The organism is Streptomyces sp. NPDC023541, assembly GCF_055559995.1.
On sequence record NZ_JBVHJO010000006.1, the window covers coordinates 49,928 to 69,566 of the forward strand.

The 19,639-nt window shown below is 72.9% G+C and carries 15 protein-coding genes; 9 read left to right on the forward strand and 6 right to left on the reverse strand.

All coding sequences use genetic code 11. From position 1 onward, the window contains the following. The first annotated feature begins 11 nt into the window (after positions 1-11). Positions 12-1,010: a TIGR03842 family LLM class F420-dependent oxidoreductase gene (locus ACZ3X1_RS16615; protein WP_356811135.1), complete on the forward strand. Its 999-nt coding sequence runs from the start codon at positions 12-14 to the stop codon at positions 1,008-1,010. Here the strand turns inward: ACZ3X1_RS16615 and ACZ3X1_RS16620 are convergent. After that, complete coding sequence (locus tag ACZ3X1_RS16620; protein WP_467280079.1) at positions 977-1,960, reverse strand: DUF72 domain-containing protein; 984 nt, start codon at positions 1,958-1,960, stop codon at positions 977-979. The genes ACZ3X1_RS16615 and ACZ3X1_RS16620 overlap by 34 nt on opposite strands. 162 nt (positions 1,961-2,122) lie before the next feature. Between ACZ3X1_RS16620 and ACZ3X1_RS16625 the strand changes: the two genes are divergently transcribed. The 3 genes from ACZ3X1_RS16625 (at position 2,123) to ACZ3X1_RS16635 (ending at position 5,066) form a co-directional block, all read left to right on the forward strand. Beyond that, positions 2,123-2,947: an inositol monophosphatase family protein gene (locus tag ACZ3X1_RS16625; RefSeq protein WP_467280080.1), complete on the forward strand. Its 825-nt coding sequence runs from the start codon at positions 2,123-2,125 to the stop codon at positions 2,945-2,947. 139 nt (positions 2,948-3,086) lie between these two features. Continuing rightward, positions 3,087-4,505 carry a phytoene desaturase family protein gene (locus tag ACZ3X1_RS16630; protein WP_467280081.1) on the forward strand — a complete coding sequence of 473 codons (1,419 nt, stop codon included), beginning with the start codon at positions 3,087-3,089 and terminating at the stop codon, positions 4,503-4,505. A 42-nt stretch (positions 4,506-4,547) separates the two neighbouring features. Beyond that, entirely contained in the window at positions 4,548-5,066 is a 519-nt protein-coding gene (locus ACZ3X1_RS16635) for an O-acetyl-ADP-ribose deacetylase (protein WP_467280082.1), read from the forward strand. A gap of 45 nt (positions 5,067-5,111) precedes the next feature. On the opposite strand, the gene ACZ3X1_RS16640 is transcribed toward ACZ3X1_RS16635, so the two are convergent. Further along, on the reverse strand, positions 5,112-5,600 hold the full coding sequence (locus ACZ3X1_RS16640; RefSeq protein ID WP_030768474.1) for an Lrp/AsnC family transcriptional regulator: 489 nt from the start codon (positions 5,598-5,600) through the stop codon (positions 5,112-5,114). Positions 5,601-5,735: 135 nt separating this feature from the next. Between ACZ3X1_RS16640 and ACZ3X1_RS16645 the strand changes: the two genes are divergently transcribed. Then, entirely contained in the window at positions 5,736-6,713 is a 978-nt protein-coding gene (locus ACZ3X1_RS16645) for a DMT family transporter (RefSeq protein WP_356811141.1), read from the forward strand. After that, positions 6,706-7,920 carry an amino acid aminotransferase gene (locus ACZ3X1_RS16650; RefSeq protein WP_467280083.1) on the forward strand — a complete coding sequence of 405 codons (1,215 nt, stop codon included), beginning with the start codon at positions 6,706-6,708 and terminating at the stop codon, positions 7,918-7,920. The genes ACZ3X1_RS16645 and ACZ3X1_RS16650 overlap by 8 nt, the downstream gene beginning before the upstream one ends. A gap of 26 nt (positions 7,921-7,946) precedes the next feature. Here the strand turns inward: ACZ3X1_RS16650 and ACZ3X1_RS16655 are convergent, their stop codons facing one another. Together ACZ3X1_RS16655 and ACZ3X1_RS16660 are read right to left on the reverse strand one after the other, a co-directional pair. Next, a complete protein-coding gene (locus ACZ3X1_RS16655; protein WP_356811143.1) occupies positions 7,947-8,489 on the reverse strand; it encodes a hypothetical protein in 543 nt (180 codons plus the stop codon). Next, complete coding sequence (locus ACZ3X1_RS16660; protein WP_467280084.1) at positions 8,489-10,372, reverse strand: alpha/beta hydrolase; 1,884 nt, start codon at positions 10,370-10,372, stop codon at positions 8,489-8,491. Before ACZ3X1_RS16660 ends, ACZ3X1_RS16655 begins: the two co-directional genes overlap by 1 nt. A gap of 341 nt (positions 10,373-10,713) precedes the next feature. On the opposite strand from ACZ3X1_RS16660, the gene ACZ3X1_RS16665 reads away from it, so the two are divergent. From ACZ3X1_RS16665 to ACZ3X1_RS16675, 3 genes are all read left to right on the forward strand, one after another. Further along, the gene (locus ACZ3X1_RS16665; RefSeq protein ID WP_362629880.1) at positions 10,714-11,823 is read left to right on the forward strand and encodes a molybdopterin-dependent oxidoreductase; all 1,110 of its coding nucleotides are present in this window, start codon (positions 10,714-10,716) and stop codon (positions 11,821-11,823) included. Further along, on the forward strand, positions 11,820-13,184 hold the full coding sequence (locus tag ACZ3X1_RS16670; RefSeq protein WP_467280085.1) for an MBL fold metallo-hydrolase: 1,365 nt from the start codon (positions 11,820-11,822) through the stop codon (positions 13,182-13,184). The genes ACZ3X1_RS16665 and ACZ3X1_RS16670 overlap by 4 nt, the downstream gene beginning before the upstream one ends. A gap of 136 nt (positions 13,185-13,320) precedes the next feature. Beyond that, positions 13,321-15,384, forward strand: coding sequence for a SpoIIE family protein phosphatase (locus ACZ3X1_RS16675; RefSeq protein ID WP_467280086.1), 2,064 nt, complete (start codon positions 13,321-13,323; stop codon positions 15,382-15,384). Between the two features lie 10 nt (positions 15,385-15,394). Here the strand turns inward: ACZ3X1_RS16675 and ACZ3X1_RS16680 are convergent, their stop codons facing one another. Next, a complete protein-coding gene (locus ACZ3X1_RS16680; protein ID WP_467280087.1) occupies positions 15,395-18,175 on the reverse strand; it encodes a SpoIIE family protein phosphatase in 2,781 nt (926 codons plus the stop codon). Between the two features lie 192 nt (positions 18,176-18,367). Further along, entirely contained in the window at positions 18,368-19,516 is a 1,149-nt protein-coding gene (locus ACZ3X1_RS16685) for a glycerate kinase (RefSeq protein WP_467280088.1), read from the reverse strand. Positions 19,517-19,639 lie beyond the last annotated feature (123 nt).

Sequence of the window (19,639 nt, forward strand, 5' to 3'; positions counted from 1 at the left end):
AGAGTCCCCGCATGGACTTCGGCCTCGTCCTCCAGACGGACCCACCGGCCTCCCAGGTCGTCAGCCTCATGAAGCGCGCCGAGCGCAACGGCTTCCGCTACGGCTGGACCTTCGACTCGGCGGTCCTGTGGCAGGAGCCGTTCGTCATCTACAGCCAGATCCTCGCCAACACGCAGAAGATGCACATCGGCCCGATGGTGACCAACCCGGGCACCCGCACCTGGGAGGTCACCGCCTCCACCTTCGCCACCCTCAACGACATGTACGGCAACCGCACCGTCTGCGGGATCGGCCGCGGGGACTCGGCGATGCGGGTCGCCGGTCGCGCCCCGAACACCCTGGCCCGGCTGGGCGAGGCCATCGACGTGATCCGCGACCTCGCCGAGGGCCGCGAGGCCGAGGTCGACGGCAACCCGATCCGGATCCCGTGGATCCGGGACGGGAAGCTTCCGGTGTGGATGGCCGCGTACGGCCCGAAGGCCCTCGCGCTGGCCGGGCAGAAGGCGGACGGGTTCATCCTCCAGCTCGCCGACCCCTACCTCACCGAATGGATGGTCAGGTCCGTCCGGGAGGCGGCCGCGGCGGCCGGCCGGGACCCGGATGCCCTCACCATCTGCGTGGCGGCCCCGGCGTACGTGGGTGACGACCTCGCCCACGCACGCGAGCAGTGCCGGTGGTTCGGCGGCATGGTCGGAAACCACGTCGCCGACCTGGTGGGCCGCTACGGCGAACACTCGGGGCTGGTCCCGGACGCCCTGACCGAGTACATCAAGGCCCGCCAGGGCTACGACTACAGCCATCACGGCCGCGCCGGCAACCCGTCCACGGACTTCGTGCCCGACGAGATCGTCGACCGCTTCTGCCTGCTGGGACCGGTCGAGGCCCACATCGAGAAGCTGCGGGCCCTGCGCGACCTCGGCGTCGACCAGTTCGCCCTCTACGCCATGCACGACGAGAGGGAGGCCACGATCGACGCCTACGGCGGACACGTCATCCCGGCGTTGGACTGACTCCCGCCGCCGTCCCGAGGACCGGGCACGTGCCCGGTCGCCCGGCCGTGCGCGAGTCGTTCGCCCGATGCGGGCGGCTCCTGGCCGAGCATGCGCTGCATCGTGCCCGCCGCCCGCACGGACGCGTCGGCGCAGCAGTTGTTGAACAGGACGTGCACGGAGTCGGCCTGCCGTGCCATGTCCCGCAGGCGTGTGACCCACGGGGCCAACTCCCCCTCCGTGTAGGTGTGGCGGTACGCCGCCTCCTTGCTGCCCGGGCCGGAAGAGCCCCACTCGGGGCTCCGCCCGTGGAAACGGACGACGGCCAGCTCCGGCGTGGTGACGGCAGTGACCGGAGGAACGGACGAAGGAAGTCCCTGGGCCGTGTCGACGGCGACGGCCGCCGACCCGCACCGGCCGAGGAGCCGGGCGGTCGCGGTCCGCCGCCGCGCACTCCACCACTCCGGGTGGCGAAATTCCACCGCTACCGGCCAACCTTCCGCCCGCCCGGTGCTCTCCTCGACCAGTTGCTCGCCCCTCGGACCCGGAGCCAGCGAGGGCGGGAACTGGAACAGCAGCGTCCCCAGCCGCCCGCTCCCGCGCAAGGGCTCCAGAGCGCTGCTGAAGCGCTGCCACACTTCCTCCAGCAGCCCGGGGTCGGCGCGTACCCGAGCGGGGGCACCCGGTTGCCGCAGGTCGGCCGGGAGGGCTGCGGTCCGTGTGGGATGGCCGGTGAGGAGGGAGAACGCCTTCACGTCGAAGCGGAAGCCGGGCGGGGTCCGACTGGCCCACAGCGCGCTGTTGCGCAGGCTCGGCATCCCGTAGTAAGTGGAGTCGACCTCGACGATTGGGAAACGGGTGGCGTAATACCTCAGCCGTCCCTCCGCGTCACGTTGCCCGGCGGGGTACCACCCGCCGGCGACCAGTGACGGATCCGTCCATGAACACGTGCCCACCGAGATGTCACCCATGGGGACGCGGATACCCCCTCCGCCCGGCGCTACCGGTCCCGCCCGCAGTCCCGGCCGCACCCGGACGGCTCACGCGCCGGTTCACCCCGTGGCCCCCGCGTGTGCGCGCCGCGTTGACCGGGGCCGGTGGGCTTTGTCGGTCCGCCGTGATGTGATGGGCGCATGATCGATGAGTTCCTGGCCCGTGGCCTGCCCGATGTGGAAGAAGCCGTCCGCAAGGCGGCGGCGGTCGAGATCATGCCGAGATTCAGGCAGCTCGCCGAGCACGAGGTCGACGAGAAGACCGGGCCGCACGACCTGGTGACCATCGCCGACCGCAGGGCGGAGGAACACCTCACGGCCGCCCTGACCCGGCTGCTGCCCGGCTCGGCCGTCGTCGGCGAGGAGGCCGTGCACGCCGACCCCACCGTGTACGAGGCGCTGCGCGCGGACGCCCCCGTGTGGATCGTCGACCCCGTCGACGGCACCCGCCAGTTCGTGGGCGGCGACCCGGCCTTCTGCACCCTGGTCGCGCTGGCCCACCGCGGGGAGATCCTCGCCTCCTGGACCTTCGCCCCGGCCCTGGAGGAACTGGCGACCGCCGTGCGCGGACAGGGTGCGTACGTCAACGGGCGGCAGATCCACAGCGGTTCGCCCGAGCCCGGCACCGATCTGCGCGTCGCCATCGCCCACCCCCTCTACACCTCCGACGAGAACAAGCGCACCCTGGCCCGGCTGGACGTACCCGGCGTCGCCGCCAGGCCCTGCGGCTCGGCCGGCCTGGAGTACCTGAAGGTGGCCCGCGGCGAGATGGACGCCCTCGCCTTCACCTGGCCGTCGGCCTGGGACCACGCCGCCGGACTGCTGCTGGTCGCCGAGGCCGGCGGCGCGCAGAGCACCGTCGACGGGGTCCCCTTCCGGGTGGACCGCGACAACGCCCTGCCGTTCGCCGTCGGACGGGACGAGGCCACCGCCGTACGCATCCGGGAGCTGCTCCGGGGCGCGTAGGCCGGGTCTTTTCGGACCACGGCGGGCTCGCGGCCGGCCTGATCCGAAAGACACGGCCCGGGGGTCCGGCGGGTCCGGCCCCACCGGCCCGTCGCAATATCCTGGAGGTGCAAGCGCCGCCGGAAACGAAGGAGTGCAAGTGCCGTCGATTTTCGATGTGGTCGTGGTGGGGGCGGGCCCCAACGGGCTGACGGCCGCCGTCGAACTGGCCCGGCGCGGCTTCTCCGTGGCCGTCTTCGAAGCCGCCGACACGGTCGGTGGCGGAGCCCGGACCGAGGAGCTCACCCTCCCCGGCTTCCGGCACGACCCCTGCTCGGCGGTGCACCCGCTCGGCATCGGCTCGCCGGTCTTCGCCACGATGCCGCTCAAGCGGTACGGGCTGGAGTGGCTGCACGCCCCGCTGCCCATGGCGCACCCCTTCGACGACGGCACGGCCGCCGTCCTCTCGCGCTCCGTCGCGCAGACGGCGGCATCCCTGGGCCCGCGCGACGCCGGCGCCTACCGGCGACTGGTCGGACCTTTCCTCGGCCGATGGGACACCCTCGCCCGAGACTTCATGTCCCTGCCGAACACCGCGCTGCCCCGCGACCCGGTGACCCTCGCCCGTTTCGGGCTCGCCGGACTGCCGCCCTCGACCTGGCTCCTGCGCCGCTTCCAGGACGAACGGGCCCGCGCGCTGTTCGCCGGACTCGTCGCCCACGTCATCGCACCGCTCGACGGGATCGGGACCGGCGCGGTCGGCCTGGTCTTCGCCCTCGCGGCCCACGCCGGCGGCTGGCCGATGCCCCGCGGCGGCTCCCAGTCCATCTCCGACGCCCTCGCCGCGTACCTGCGCGACCTCGGCGGCCGGATCCACACGGACTTCGAGGTCAAGCGGCTCGACGACCTCCCGCCCGCCCGCGCCTACGTCTTCGACACCTCGCCGACCGCACTGGCCCGGATCGCCCGCCTCGGGCGCGCGTACGACGGCTACCGGTACGGCGCCTCCGTATTCAAGATCGACTACGCCCTGGACGGCCCGGTCCCGTGGACGGCCGAGGAGCCGCGCCGCGCCGGCACCGTCCAGGTCGGCCCGCGCACGCGCGACATCGACGCCGCCCTCCAGCTCGCCTCGGGCGGCCGGGCCCCCCGCACGCCCTTCCTCATCACGGCCCAGCCCAGCCTCGTCGACCCCGGCAGGGCTCCCGACGGCAAGCACGTCTTCTGGGCGTACGGACACGTCCCCGCGGGCTGGGACGGCGACCTCACCGAAGCCGTCGAGCGCCAACTGGAGCGCTTCGCCCCCGGCTTCCGCGACCTGGTCCTGGCCCGCGCCACGGCCGGTCCGCCCCAGCTCGCCGCCCGCAACGCCAACTACGTCGGCGGGGACATCGCCTGCGGAGCCGCCTCGGGCCTCCAGCTCCTGCTGCGCCCGAGGCTCACCCTCTCCCCGTACACCACGGCCCACCCGGCGGTCTTCATCTGCTCCTCGGCGACCCCTCCGGGGCCGGGCGTCCACGGCATGTCCGGCCACAACGCCGCCAAGGCCGTCTGGCGCCACCTGCGCAAGGCCCCCTGAGAGCGGCGCCCGACCCCGGCAGCACCCTTGAAAGGACTTTCGATGGTCCGCATCACCCTCGTCCGCGGCGACATCACCGCCGAGAAGGCCGACGCCGTCGTCAACGCCGCGAACTCCTCCCTGCTCGGCGGCGGCGGGGTCGACGGCGCCATCCACCGCAAGGGCGGCCCGGAGATCCTCGCCGCCTGCGAGGAACTGCGGCGCTCGCACTACGGCAAGGGCCTGCCGACGGGCCGTGCCGTCGCCACCACGGCCGGCCGGCTGGCCGCCGGGCACGTCATCCACACCGTCGGCCCCGTCTGGTCGCGCGAAGAGGACCGGTCGGAGCTGCTCGCCTCCTGCTACCGCGAGTCGCTGCGCGTCGCCGACGAGCTGGGCGCCCGTACGGTCGCCTTCCCGGCGATCTCCACCGGTGTCTACGGCTGGCCCATGGACGACGGCGCGAGGATCGCGGTCGGGACGGTCCGGGCGGCCCGTACCGAGGTCCAGGAGGTGCGCTTCGTCCTCTTCGACGAAGCCGCCCACGCCGCCTTCGAGGCGGCGGTCGAGGCGTCCCGGTAGGCGTTCCGGGGTCCGGCAGGCTCCCGTCGGACGTCCCGGCGGGCCTCACGTCCCCCGCGGCCGCCGGGAGGCGCCCGGCGCCGGCCGCGGATAGGTCCTGGACTGCTTCACGCTGCCGTACGCGAAGCTCGACTCGATCGAGGCGATCCCGGGGATGGCGTGGATCCGGTGGCGCACCAGCGCCTCGTAGGCCTCCAGGTCCTCGATGACGACCCGGAGCAGGTAGTCGCTGCTGCCCGCCATCAAGTAGCAGTCCTGGATGTGCTCGATGACCGCGACGTGCTCCTCGAAGAGGCGCACCGCCTCCGCCGTGTGCCGCTCCAGCCGGATCCGGACGAAGACGGTCACCGGCAGCCCGAAGGCGACCTGGTCCACCATGGCCGTGTAGCCGCGGATCAGACCCGCCTCCTCCAGCCGCCGGACCCGGCGCAGGCAGGGCGACGGAGACAGCCGGACGCGGTCGGCCAGTTCCTGGTTGGAAAGGCGCCCGTCCGTCTGCAATTCCCGGATGATCTGCAGATCGACTGCGTCCATGGCCACTCCTTGGCAGATCCTGCCCCAAACGTATGTCCGAGAGGCAGAACTGGCAATCGGCTGCCCCGGCTCAAGGCCTAGCGTTGCCTTGAGCGGACCGGACCGGTCCGTGTTCCAGAGGCTGGAGTGGATCCCTTGGTCGCGACGCACACCACCCGGGCGACCCTGCCTCCCGATGCGGCGGGCCCGCGCGCCGGACACCCCGGCCGGCGCGGGCTCTCCCCCCAGGCCCAGGGCATGCTGGCTCTGCTGGTGACGGTGTCGATCTGGGCGGCGTTCGCACTCAGCGCCCGCGCCCTGAGCACATCCTCGCTGCTGCCCGCCGACGCGGCGCTGCTGCGGTTCGGCCTCCCCCTCGTCGTGCTCTTCCCCGCCCTGTGGCGGCGCCGCCGCGCCATCGCCGCGGTACGGCCGGGCCCCGCTCTGAAGATCGTCTGCGGTGCCGGGGTGCCCTTCTTCCTGGCCGCGATGAACGGCGGGGCCCTGACGTCGGCGGCTTTCGTCGGGTCCATCGTCCCCGGCATGGTCCCGCTCTTCGTCTCACTGATCATGATCCGGCGCGGGCACGGCGTCCCGAGGGGGACACAGGCCGCCGGCCTGGCGCTGATCGCCGCCGGTGTCGTCGCCCTCGTCTGGCGCTACGTCGTCCCCGTGGACACCGACGTCCTCGCCGGCTCCGGCATCCTCCTGGTCGCCAGCGGCCTGTGGGCCCTCTACACCGTGGGACTGCGCGAGGTGGACCTCGATCCCGTCGGATCGATCGGACTGCTGTGCCTTCCCTCCTTCGTGATCATCGGACTGCTCGTCCTGACCGGGGTCCTCCCCACCGGCATCGCACACGCCGCGGGCGGCGACATCGTGCTGTTCCTGGTCGTGCAGGGGCTCGGCGTCGGCCTCTGCGCGGGCCTGCTGTACGCCTTCGCCATCCGCCGTCTCGGCGCCGAACGCAGCTCCGTCGTCGGCAGTCTCAGCCCCGTCGCCGTGGTCCTGCTCGCGATCCCCCTGCTCGGCGAGTCACCGACCGCCGCAGTCCTCGTCGGCGTCCCGCTCATCACCGCCGGCGTCGTCCTCGCCAACCGCCGCCCCCGACCCGAGGTCCCCGCACATGCTTGAGCTCCTCCCCCCGCCGCCCACCGACCCGCTGTGGGACCTGACGTACGAGTTCGGCGGCGACGAGCGGCCCGAACGCCTCAACCTCGTCCTCGGCGTCTACCGGGACCAGTCCGGGACCACCCCCGTCATGGCCGCCGTCCGCGAGGCCGAGATCCGGCTGGCGCAGCGCTCGGAGTCCAAGGAGTACCGCGGGCTCTCCGGCAACACCGCCTTCAACCGCTCCCTGCTCGACCTGGTCCTGGGGCCGCACGGGCCCGCCGAGCGGGCCGCGGCCGTCCAGACCGTCGCGGGCTCCGGCGCCCTGCGGCTCCTCGCCGACCTGGTCTTCCGTACCCGCCCCGGCGCCACGGTGTGGATCAGCGACCCGGCCTACGTCAACCACCGGCCCATCCTGGAGGCCGCCGGGCTCAAGGTCCGCACCTACGGGTGGCGGGACCCGGAGGGCGGCTTCGACACGGCCGGCGTGCTGCGGGAGCTGGCGGACGCGGGCCGCGACGATGTCGTCCTGCTCCAGGGGAGCTGCCACAACCCCACGGGCGTCGACCCCCTGCTGGACGACTGGGAGGCGCTGGCCGAATCGGCCGAGCGCGGCGGCTGGGTGCCCTTCGTCGACCTCGCCTACCACGGGCTCGGCGACGGCCTGGAGGCCGATCTGCTGGCCACGCGGATGCTGGCGGCCCGGGTGCCCGAGATGCTGATCGCCGTGAGCTGCTCGAAGAACTTCGGCCTCTACAGCGACCGCGTCGGCTGCGCCATCGTCCTCGGCTCCTCGGGCCGGGCCGTGCGGCACGCCGAGACGGCCTTGCAGAACGCCGCCCGGACCCTGTACTCGATGCCGCCCGAGCACGGCGCCGCCGTCGTGACCACGATCCTCCAGGACGAGGGGCTGCGGGCCTCCTGGCGCGCGGAGCTGGACGTCATGCGCGGCCGGATCATGGCCAACCGCGCGGATCTGACCGCCCACCTCGCCGCGCTCGGCTGCACGGAGCAGGCGCGCTCGCTGGCCCGGCAGAAGGGCATGTTCTCGATGCTGCCGCTGTCCGCGCACCAGATGCTCCGGCTGCGCAGGCAGTACGCCATCTACGGGACGACCTCGGGGCGGATCAACATCGCCGGCATACCGGCCCACCGGATCCCCTGCCTGGCCCGGGGGATCGCGGCGGTCCTGGACACGGCCGAGGTACCCCGCCCGCGCGAGCTCGCCTGAGCCCCGGGCCGGGGCCGCCGCAGGTGTTACTCCGGCTCGGTGTCCTTGAAGCACCGGGAGTACACGGCGAAGTTGATCAGGTTCTCGCCCCCGTCGGAGCTGTCCATCCACTGGGCCTCCAGCTGGGTGTGGGACGCCTCGTGGACGGCGAAGACCTCGGGAGTCTTCGCCTTGGTGTTCTCGTTCGGGCCGTTCTTCACGACCTTCCAGCCGTTCTGCGGCAGCTGCGCGGCGAGGTTCTTCATACCCGTGTCGAGGGCGTCGTGGTCCACGCCGTACACGGACCAGACGTGCCGAACGTTGCGCAGGCCCTGCTTCTTCTCCTCGCTGGTGCCGCAGGGATAGGTCGCAGGCCCCCCGTCGGTCACCTTGCCTTTCACCTGTGTCATGTCGAGGGCCCTGCTCGACAGGTCGCCGACCTCCTTCTCCACGTCCCGGTGGGCGCGGGGCTGCGGTTCGTAGGTGCGCTTGGCGGAGGGTTCGCTGTCCATGAGAGTGCATCCCGATGCGAGGGTCAGGGCGCCCAGGAGCGCCAGTGCCGTGACGTTGTACCTGTTCTTGCGGTCCATTAGTGGGGCGCCGCCCTTTCCAGATCGACCCGGTCGTAGCGGCCCGCTATGACGGCCGCCTGGTTGCGCAGACTGAGGGACGCCTTGCCGTCCTCCTCGTCCCAGAAGCCTCCGTGGCCCGGGGCGTCGCTGCGCATCTTGTTGGCGCCGAAGGACTCGTCCGTCGGAATGGTCCAGTTGTCGCCGAGACCGGCGAACCGGCCACCACCCGTGACGAAGTTGTCGTCGCCCCCGCCCTCCATCGCCCACACGTGCTTGGGCTTGAAGCCCAGGTCGGCGGCGTGGTCCGCCTGCATGCCGGGACTGCCGGCCACGACCACGTCGTCGACGGGCAGGGGATCGGCCCAGGTGTCGGCGTACTCGCTGCGGTACTTCGCCGTGTCGCCGATCAGCGTGGATCCGTAGCTGTGGCCCATGAGCGTCGTGTGCGAGCTGTCGCCGGTGGCCGAGCGGTGGGCCGCCTCGGTGCCGTCGAGGAACTGCCGCAGCGTCGGAGCGCCCTGCTGCCCCCACTTGTCCTGGGTGGCCTCGGTGAGGATGGTGTTCGGGGCGTCGTAGTCGAACCAGGTGATGGTCGACACCGACTTGCCGGGCGCCAGCGCCGAGGACTCGCGCCACAGGGCGTCGCTCTTCGCGGCCTCGTCCTCGATGCTGCCCAGGGTCGTCTTCGTGCCCGGCACGAAGATGGCTGTGTGGTCCGCGGTGTCCGGGTTGCCGTTGGCCAGGATCACCCGTCCGTCGTTGTTCGCCTCGGCGTCGAAACCGAGCAGGTACGCCTGCGGCAGCCCGCGCCTGCCGGTCTCGTCGAAGCGCTTCTGGATGGTGTCCATGCCCTGCAGCCGGTCCTCCAGGTGGGCCTTGCGGTCCCCGTGCTTGTCGTTCCAGGCGCTCCACTCGTCGGTCTCTTCGCGCATCCACGCCCGTCCGCGCTGGACGTAGTGGTATTTGGGCTCGGGCTCCTTGGGAATCGCGTTCAGCTCCGTCTTGTAGGCGCCGTGGGTCTCCGCGAGCACCGTGCGGTTGGCGTTGTCGCGGACGTCGGCGGGCAGGCCGTTCATCGCGCCGACGCTCGCCGGCTGGAGGGTGATGTAGGCCTCCCTCTCCTGTTCCGAAAGGCCCTTCCACCACTCGGCGTTCAGCTCCGGGTCGCTGCCCTTCGGCGGCGGCGGCTTGATGTGGGCGAGGTAGTCCTTCGCGCCGGCCTGGACCTGGCCGGTGTCGGCCTGGACGTCGGCCCAGTCGGACTCGGAGACGACGAGGTCGTCGTCGGCTTTCAGCTTGCGCAGTCTGGGGGCCCACTGGGTGTCGGCCTCGGTGGCCTCGGCGACGGCCTGGGCGATCCGGTTGGCTATCTCCACCGCCTTCCCGAAGTTGGGATTGGGGTGGATGTTCGCGGCCTGCCGCTCCAGCGCGGCGGACAGGTCGTTGGCGTCCTTGGTGGGATCGATGACGTTCCCGGAGGGTTTGCCCTTTGCGCTTCCGGAAACGGTGCCGCCGTCCGGCAGCTTGCCGTCCTTCTCCTCGCCCGCGGGCGGGTAGCTGACCGAACCGTCCGGCCCCACCGAGAACTTCGCGGCCTCGGCGTCCGACAGGGCGGCGTCCAGCTTCGACTTGGCGGTCGTCAGTGACGCGGCCAGGGCGCTGAGTGAGGTCGCCGCGAGCCCGCATTCGACCTGCGTGTAGTGGAAGTTCTTGGCCAGCAGGTGCAGTTGGTCGATCGCGGCATCCACGGCCTTGCCGCTCAGCCCGGCTCTCAGCCGCGTGGTGATCTGACTTTCGGCACTCGCGTAGGCGTGATCGGCCATGCTGCTGACCGACCGGTACCCGTCCGCCGCCTCCGTGAACTCCGAAGGCTTGAGCGCCTTCAGCGTTGCGTAGTCCATCCCCGCGATCACCGACCCCCGTAAGTATCTGCGAATGCAATGCTCGCGATCTTACCTACGGGTGTGCGCGGACATGACAGTCCCCGGCAGTCCGTCGGTTCCATGAGCCATCCGCCGTCGCCGATGGCTCCCGTGGTCGACAAGTACTGCCGGGGGCCTGGCCAGAGCCTGGACAAAGTCACTCGGGCCCCAGGACGTCTCCTGAGGGAGGTGCGGCTCTTTCCGGTGATCCGGTGTATTCATGAGTCTCCTCCCTATATGTCCTAAGTCAAGGGTTTTCGAGACGTACGCTGGAAGAAATTCGCGTCGCGAGCCGTATGAGCCCGACGGGAGGTGTGGCCATGACCGCAGGGCCGGAATTCCGGGTCGCGCAGGGGCCCGGCGCCACGGTCTGGGCACCCGAGACGGTCACGGACGACCCGTACAACGCCCAGACCCCGGCGGCCGCGCTGGCCGAGCCCGTCACCCCCGTCGGGGCCTTCTTCGTACGCGACCACTTCCGCGTCCCGCCCACCGACCCCGGCCGGTGGCGGCTCCGGTTCGGGGGCGCCGTCGCCACCCCCCTCTCCATCGGCTACGAAGAACTCCTCACGCTGGAACACCGCGAACTCGACGTCGTCGTGGAATGCGCGGGCAACGGCCGGAGCCTGATGCGACCGCCCCCGCCCGGCCTGCCCTGGAGTCAGCGCGCGGTCGGCTGCGCACACTTCGCGGGCGTGCCCTTCCACCTCCTCGCCGACCGTGCCGGCATCGACCCCGCCGCCGTCGAGGTCGTCTTCACCGGAGCCGACCGCGGCCCGGTGCACGGCCGCCGCACACCCTTCGAACGCAGCCTCCCGCTCGCCGTGGCCCGCCACCCGGACACCCTCCTGGCCACCCGCATGAACGGCGAACCGCTCGCCCCCGGGCACGGGGCACCGGTCCGCCTGGTGGCCCCCGGCCGGTACGCCGTCGCGGATGTGAAGTGGCTGGTCGCAGCGCGGGCCGTGACCAGCCCCTTCACCGGCGTCTTCCAGGCCGAGGAGTACCTCTACCTCACACCGCGCGGCACCCCCGAAGGCCCCGTGACGACCCTGCGGGTCAAGTCGCTCATCACCGAGCCCGCACCCGACGAGGACCTGCGCCGCGGCCACGAGACCCTGGTCCGGGGCCACGCCTGGTCGGGCGACGGGGTGGCCGTGCGCAGCGTCGAGGTGCGGGTCGAACACGAGGACGACGCCCGCGACCCGGACCACGTCCGGGGCTGGCACCGGGCCGTACTCGAACCACCGGCCGGCCCGTACGCCTGGAGCGACTGGTCCTACCGGTGGACCCCGCAGCAGCCGGGACCGTACCGGCTGCTCTCCCGCGCGACCGACGCCCGCGGCGACACGCAGCCGCCGCAGGCCCCGTGGAACGCCCGTGGCTACGGCTGCAACCCCGTGGCCTGTGTCGAGGTGGTGGTCGTATGAACGGTTCCGAGGCGACGATCGAGGTCCTCGCCACCCCGTCGCTCGGGGACACCAGCTACCTGCTCGTGAGCGGTGACGAGGCCGCCCTCGTCGACCCGCAACGCGACAGCTGGGAGCTGATGGAGTCCTGCGCAGCCAAAGGGGTCCGGATCCGCTACGTCCTGGAGACACACGTCCACAACGACTACGTCTCCGGCGCGCTGGAGGTCCGCGCGGCGACCGGCGCCACCGTCGCCGGCCCGGCCCGCGCACCGTACGCCTTCGACCACCTGCCCATGGCCGAGGACGACGAGATCCGCGTCGGCGACGTGACCGTGCGGGCCGTGGAAACCCCGGGCCACACCGCCGAACACACCTCCTACCTGGTCTTCGACGACGGCGCCCGGGCCCCGTCGGCCGTCTTCACCGGCGGCAGCCTCCTCGTCGGCAACGCCGGCCGGACCGATCTTTCCGGCAGCGGCCGTACGGAGGAACTCGCCAGGGCCCAGTACCGGACGCTGCGCCGCCTCGCCCTGCTCCCGGACGGCACCCGCGTACTGCCGACGCACGGCGCGGGCAGCTCCTGCGCGGCCGGCCCGGTGTCGGGGGAGCGGACCAGCACGGTCGGCACGGAGCGGCGCACCAACCCCGTGCTCACCGCCCAGGACGAGGAGGAGTTCGTCAGGGGACGGATGACGGACCTGCCCGCGTACCCCGCCTACTACCGCCACATGGGGTCCCTCAACGGGGCCGGGCCGCGGGTGCTCGGCGGCCCGCCCGTGATGCGCCCGCTCACCCCGACCATGGTGGAGGGGCTCCTCGGCGGCGGCGCGCAGATCGTCGACGTACGGCACCGGGCGGCCTTCGCCGCCGGCCACCTCCCCGACTCGATCTGCGACGAGCTCGACGAACGCTTCGCGAGCCTCGTCGGCGAGGTCGTGCCCTTCGGCACGCGGCTGGTCCTCGTCCTGCCCGAACCGCCCGGGGACGCGGCCCGCGAGGCGATGGTCCAGCTCCTGCGGATCGGATACGACGACATCGCCGGGTACCTGGCCGGCGGGCCCGACGCCTGGGCGGCCGCCGGCCGCCCGCTGCGCACCTTCCGGACCGCGGACGCGGCCGCCCTGGCCGGGCACGTCGAGGGCAGGCGGGTGCTCGACGTGCGGCCCGACCGCCCCGAAGGCGGCATCCCCGGCTCGCTGGCCGTGCCCCTCGCCGAGCTGCCCCGCAGGATCGGCGAACTGCCCCGGGACCGGGAGATCCTGGTGGTGTGCGGCAGCGGCCGCCGGGCGGCCGTCGCGGCGGGGCTGATCGACCGTGCGGGCATCCCCGTGACCGCGGTGATCAGCGGCGGAGCCCGGGAGCTGATGGCCCACGCCTGACGCAGGCCGGGCGCGGGTTTCGCGACGCCCCCGCGGAGGTACGGTCCTCACCCGCCCTTCCGGCGACGCGAGCCCGGCGCCGATGCCTCGGATAGGGTGAATCGGTAGCAATTCGGGCCCCCGGGGTGAGGTCGGTGTGGACACGTACCAGTCGACGAGCGAGGTGCCGGACCAGCCGGCGGCAGTCGGCTACGCCGGCGTGCTCCGCGAGCTGCTGCCGATCGCCCTGTGGAGGGAGGACGCCGACGGCCGCATCGTGGAATGGTCGCTGGCCGCCCAGGACCTGCTCGGGCACCGCCCCGAGGACATCCTCGGCCGCCCCGGCGCCTCGGTACTGGTCCCCGAGGCCAACCACGAGCTCGCCGACCAGCTGACCCGCCGCGTCCAGGCCGGCAAGACCGTCGTCGGCACCCTCCCCGTACGCCACCGCGACGGGCACCGCGTCGTGATGGAGATGTGGATCGTCCCCGCCGTCGACGCCACCGGGCGCACCGGAGCCATGCTCATCGCCGTGGAGACCTCCGAGGTCCTCCACATGCGCGACTCCCTCGCCGCCCTCCAGAGCCTCTTCACCCAGTCGCCCATCGGCCTCGCCACCCTCGGCCCCGACCTGCGCTTCCTCCGGGTCAACGACGCACTGGCCCGGATGAACGGCGTATCCGCCGCCGACCACCTCGGCAAACGGCTCACCGAAGTCGTCCCCGGGGTCAACGCCGTCGCCCTGGAGGCGACCATGCAGCAGGTCCTCGACCGGGGCACCGCCGTCGTCGACGTCCGCCGCACCGGGCGGACACCCGCCGACCCCGAACACGACCGGACCTGGTCCTGCTCCTACGCCCCGCTCCTCGACGGCTCCGGGCGGCCCCTCGGCGTGATCGCCTCCCTCATCGACATCACCGAGAGACAGCAGGCCCAGGCCGAGGCCGAGCTGGCCCAGCACCGCTTCGCCCTGCTCGCGGAGGCCGGCACCCGCATCGGCACCACCCTGGACCTGCACCAGACCGCCCAGGAGATCGTCGAACTGCTGGTACCGCATTTCGCGGACTCCGCCGACGTACAGCTCCTCGAATCGGTCCTGGGCCCCGACGAGGGCGCAACGCCCGCGGCCTCCACCCGCGGAGTCCTGCGCCGTCTGGCGGCCCAGTTCCCCGACCCCTCCGCCCCCACCGCGAAACTCACCGCCGGCCAGACCTTCCAGATCCCCGCGGGCACCGTCTACGAGCGGGTCATCGCCGAGGGCCGACCCATGAACCTCTACGTCTCCGACATCCCGGCCCTGATCACCTCCCCGCGCGCCGGCGCCCTGAGGTCCTACCTGGCCACCCTGGGCTCGGCCCGCCTGGTCCCGCTCGTCGCCCGAGGCACCGTGCTGGGAGCCGTCACCGTGACCCGGACGCGCGAGCGCGAGCCCTTCGACGCGCAGGACTGCGTACTCGTCGACGAACTCGTCGCCCGCGCCGCCCTCAACATCGACAACGCCCGCATGTACACCCGCCAGCGCCGGGCGGCCCTGACCCTCCAGCGCAGCCTCACCAACAGCGCCCTGCCCGAGGTCCCCGGCCTCGAACTCACCGGCCGCTACCTGCCCGCCAGCGACAACGACGTCGGCGGGGACTGGTTCGACGCCATCCCGCTGCCCGGCGGCCGGACCGGGCTCGTCATCGGGGACGTCATGGGCCACGGGGTCCACGCGGCGGCCGTCATGGGCCAGCTGCGCACGGCCGTACGGACCCTCGCGCGCCACGGCGTACCCCCCGCGCAGCTGCTCCGCTCCCTCGACGCGGTCGTCGCCGACCTCGGCGAGGACGAGATGGCGACGTGCGTGTACGCCGTGCACCACGCGGCGTCCGGCGCCTGCGTGATCGCCCGCGCCGGCCACCCGCCGCCGGCCGTCGTCGCCACCGACGGGACCGTCACCTTCCTCCACGGTCCGCCCGGGACCCCGCTCGGCGCCGGAGGACGCGACTTCCGCACCGAGGAAGTGCACCTGCCCCCGGGCAGCCTGCTCGTGCTCTACACCGACGGGCTCATCGAGGCCCGGGACCGCGACCTCGACCAGGGCATGGAACAGCTGGGCAGGGCCCTGCACGGGGTGGAGCAGCCCCTGGAGGGAATGTGCGACCAGATCCTGCGGCGGCTGCTGCCGTGCGCGCAGGAGGACGACGTGGCGATGCTGCTGGCCCGCTCCCGGCCCGTCTGACCCGCCCGGCTCACCAGGCCAGGTCCTCCAGCGCGTCCAGGTCCAGCGGCGCCGGCGGCTGCTGCTCCGCACCCCCGGTCAGCGGCAACTCGGCCCAGATGACCTTCCCGCGGTCGGTGTAGCGGGTGCCCCACCGCTCGGCGTACTGCGCGACGAGGAACAGCCCGCGCCCGCCCTCGTCGGTGGTGGCCGCGTACCGCAGGTGCGGAGAGGTGCTGCTGCCGTCGGAAACCTCGCAGATCAGGCTCCGGTCGCGGATCAGGCGGACCCCGACGGGCGCGCTGCCGTACCGGATCGCGTTGGTGACCAGCTCGCTCAGGATCAGCTCCGCGGTGAAGGCGGTGTCCTGCAGGCCCCACTCGACGAGCTGCGCCGAGCCGGCGTTGCGCACCCACGAGACGGCGGAGTGCTCAAGGGGCACCTCCCATTCGGCGATCCGGTCCGCCTCCAGTCGCCGGGTGTCCGCGATCAGCAGGGCGATGTCGTCGCTCGGCACCGGGAACAGCATCGTGGCCAAGACGTCCGAGCAGGCCTGGTCGGGGCTGCGGCCCGGCCGCGCCAGCGTCTCGGCGAGCAGGTGCAGCCCGGTGTCGAAGTCCCGGTCGCGGTCCTCCACCAGGCCGTCGGTGAACAGTACGAGCCGGCTCCCCTCCGGCAGCTGGAACTCGACCGCCTCGAAGGGCATCCCGCCCACGCCGAGCGGGATCCCGGCCGGCATCTCGGGAAACTCCACCCGGCCGTCGGGGCGGATCAGCGCGGGCCCGGGGTGCCCGGCGCTCGCCATCCGGCACCGCCCGGAGACCGGATCGTAGACCGCGTAGAGACAGGTGGCGCCGGTTACGGAGGACGTGCGCTCGGCCGTACCGTCGGGCCCCGCGTCCTCCCCGTCCGCTCCGCTCCCCTCCCCGTCGGCGCTGCCGTCCCCGTTCCCGGCGACCCCGGCCTCGTCCTGGTCGATCCGGTTGATCAGCTCGTCCAAGTGCCCGAGGAGCTCGTCGGGCGGCAGGTCCAGGGTGGAGAAGTTGTGGACCGCCGTGCGCAGGCGCCCCATGGTGGCCGCCGCGTGCACCCCGTGCCCGACGACATCGCCCACGACCAGCGCCACCCGGGCGCCCGGCAGCTGGATCACGTCGAACCAGTCGCCTCCCACCCCCGCCTTCGCCGGCAAGTAGCGGTAGGCCACGTCCACGGCGCTCTGGTCGGGCAGCACCCGGGGCAGGAGGCTGCGCTGGAGCGTCACGGCCATCGCGTGCTCGCGGGTGAAGCGGCGGGCGTTGTCGATGGAGACGGCCGCCCGCGCACCCAGCTCCTCCGCGAAGGACAGGTCCTCCCCGTCGAAGGGCTCGGGGGTGTCGGCGCGCCAGAAGTTGGCCATGCCCAGGACCACCCCGCGGGCCTGCAGGGGTACGGAGATCAGCGAGTGCAGTCCGTATTCGAGGGCCACGCGGGTGCCCTGGGAGTCCTGGGCCCGCCAGCCCATGGCCGCGTTCAGGTCGGCCGCGAGCACCGCGTGCCCGGCGTCCAGGGCCGCCGCCATCGGGGCCGTGGGCACCTCGAACCGGATGAGGTCGCCGACCGGCTGGAGCGGCGAATCGGGGCGGATTCCGGTGATGGCGGCACGGCGCATCTCCGTGTACACACCGACGCGGGAGGGCTCGTCGCCGCGCAGTACGGGCTCCAGCAGCTCCACCGTCACGAAGTCCGCGAAGCGCGGCACGGCCACCTCCGACAGCTCCTCGGCGGTCCGCGCGACGTCCAGCGTGGTGCCGATCCGCACGCCCGCGTCGTACAGCAGCTGGAGGCGGCTGCGGGCGACCTCGGCCCGGCCGGACAGCGAGGCGAGCTCGGTCGTGTCGCGCAGGGTCACCACACGGCCGGCCGGCCGCCCCGCGTACGCCACCGTGGGCCGTACGTTGACCGCGAGCAGCCGGTCGCCCGCCAGGTGCACGTGGTCGGTCACGACCCGGCCCGAGGCGAGCAGCTCGGTGGTGCGGGGGTCGAGTCCGAGGCCGCCGACGTGGCGCTCCTCGGCGTCCTGCGGCAGGTCGAGCAGCCGTCGGGCCTCGTCGTTGGCCAGGATGAGCCGCTGGTCGTTGCCGATGATGAGCACGCCCTCGCGGACGGCGTGCAGAACGGCTTCGTGGTGTTCGTTCATCCGGGTCATCTCGGCGGCGCCCAGGCCGCGGGTCTGGTGCAGCAGCCGCCGGCTGACCAGGGCGGCGCCGGCCGTGCCGAGCAGCAGACCGCCCGCCGTGGCGCCCACCAGCAGCGGGAGCTGTCCCTCCACCGCGTGGGAGACGTTCTCCACTTCGATGCCGGTGCCGACCAGGCCGATGACCTCGCCGTCCGCGTTCCGCACGGGCACCACCGCCCGGACGGCGTCGCTCGGCTGCCCCTTGAACACCTGGGTGAAGGACTCCCCGGCGACGGCCCGGGAGACGTCCGAGGCCCGTTGCCCGATCAGCTCGGGCCGTGAGTCGGTGTAGCGGACCCCGCGGAGGTCCATCACCGCGATGAAGTCCAGGCCCGAGGCCCTGCGGGCGGCCTCGGCCAGCGGCTGGAGCGCGGCCGTCGGATCGCGCGACATCAGCGCCTGGGGGAGTCCGGGGGCGTGCGCGAAGGCCTCGGCGGCGGCGAGCGAGCGGTTGCGGGCCTCGCGCTGGCTGTCGTAACGGGCCTGGTAGACCAGGGCCAGCGCGGCGGCGGTGATCAGCACCAGCACGATCACCGCCTGGAGGGCGAAGACCTGACCGGCGACACTGTGCGCCCCCCGGGACAGGCGCGCGGACATGCGCGAACCCCACCCGGTCGGCTGTCGACCAAAACGTCCGGTCATGAGCCCTTTCTAACACTGTCCCGGGGTTTGGGCGTGGGCTACCGGACCTACCCGTGCCCCCGCACCGTCCACCCGGGAACGCCGGAGGCCCGGCCCCCGGGCGGGGGCCGGGCCTCGCGCGAGGCGCGGGGCCTCCGCCCCGGTGGATCAGAGGACGTCGGCGGCGATGGCGGCGGCAACCTGCTCCAGGAGGGGACCCGCGTTCGGGATGGACTTGGCCGGGTCGGGCTCCAGATCCGTCAGCGGGTACGCCTTGCGGATACCGGCCGCCTCCAGCGCCTCCTGGTCCAGCAGCAGCCGGCCGCAGACCGCGACCACCGGCTTGCCCGCCGCCCGCGCCGCCGCCGCGACGCCCGCGGGGGCCTTGCCGTGCAGGGTCTGCTCGTCCAGGGAGCCCTCGCCGGTGATGACGAGCGTGGCCCGCTCCAGCGCCGGCGCGAAGCCCAGTACCTCCAGCATCAGCTCGATGCCGGGCCGGAAGCTCGCGCCCAGCAGCAGCGCGCCGTAGCCGATGCCGCCCGCACCGCCCGCGCCCGGGGACGCGGCGAGCTCGGCGGCCTTCGGCCCGATCGCCTTCTCCAGCACCTGCGCGTAGTGCGCCAGCGCCGCGTCGAGCGCCGCCACGTCCTCGGGCGAAGCGCCCTTCTGCGGGCCGTAGACGGCCGCGCAGCCCTTCGGGCCGGTCAGCGGGTTGTCCACGTCGCTGGCCAGGACGAAGTCGACCTCCTCGAAGCGGGGGTCCACGCCCGACAGGTCGGCCGAGGCCAGGTCGGCCAGCGCACCGCCGCCCGGACCGACCGGTTCGCCGTTCGCATCCAGGAACACCGCGCCGAGCGCCGCCAGCATCCCGGCACCGCCGTCCGTGGTGGCGCTGCCGCCGACGCCGAAGACGATCGAGCGGGCGCCCGCGTCCAGCGCGGCCTTGAGGACCTCGCCCGAGCCGTACGTGGTCGCCGTCAGCGGGGCGAAGGTGCCCGCCGGCAGCAGCTGGAGGCCCGAGGCCTCCGCCATCTCGACCACAGCGGTGCCCCCGCGCAGCGCGAAGGCGGCCGTGACCTGGTCACCGAGCGGTCCGGTGACCCGTACCTCCCGGCGTTCGAAACCGGCCGCCACGGCGGCCGCGACCGTGCCGTCGCCGCCGTCCGCGACGGGGAGGGTCTCGATCTCCACGCCCGGTACGGCCCTGCGCAGGCCGGCCGTCACCCGCTCCGCGACCTGAACGGCCGTGAGCGAGCCCTTGAATTTATCCGCGGCGATGAGCACGCGCGCGGCCTCAGTTACTGCTCCGTCCGTCACCTTGCTATCCCTTGCTATCGAACAGTGCAGTCGCGCCGCCATGAGCTTATCCGGAGGATCCTCCTATGCCCATGAGTGGCCTGGGCCACACCCGGCGCGCCATGCGCCTAAATACGGATATGA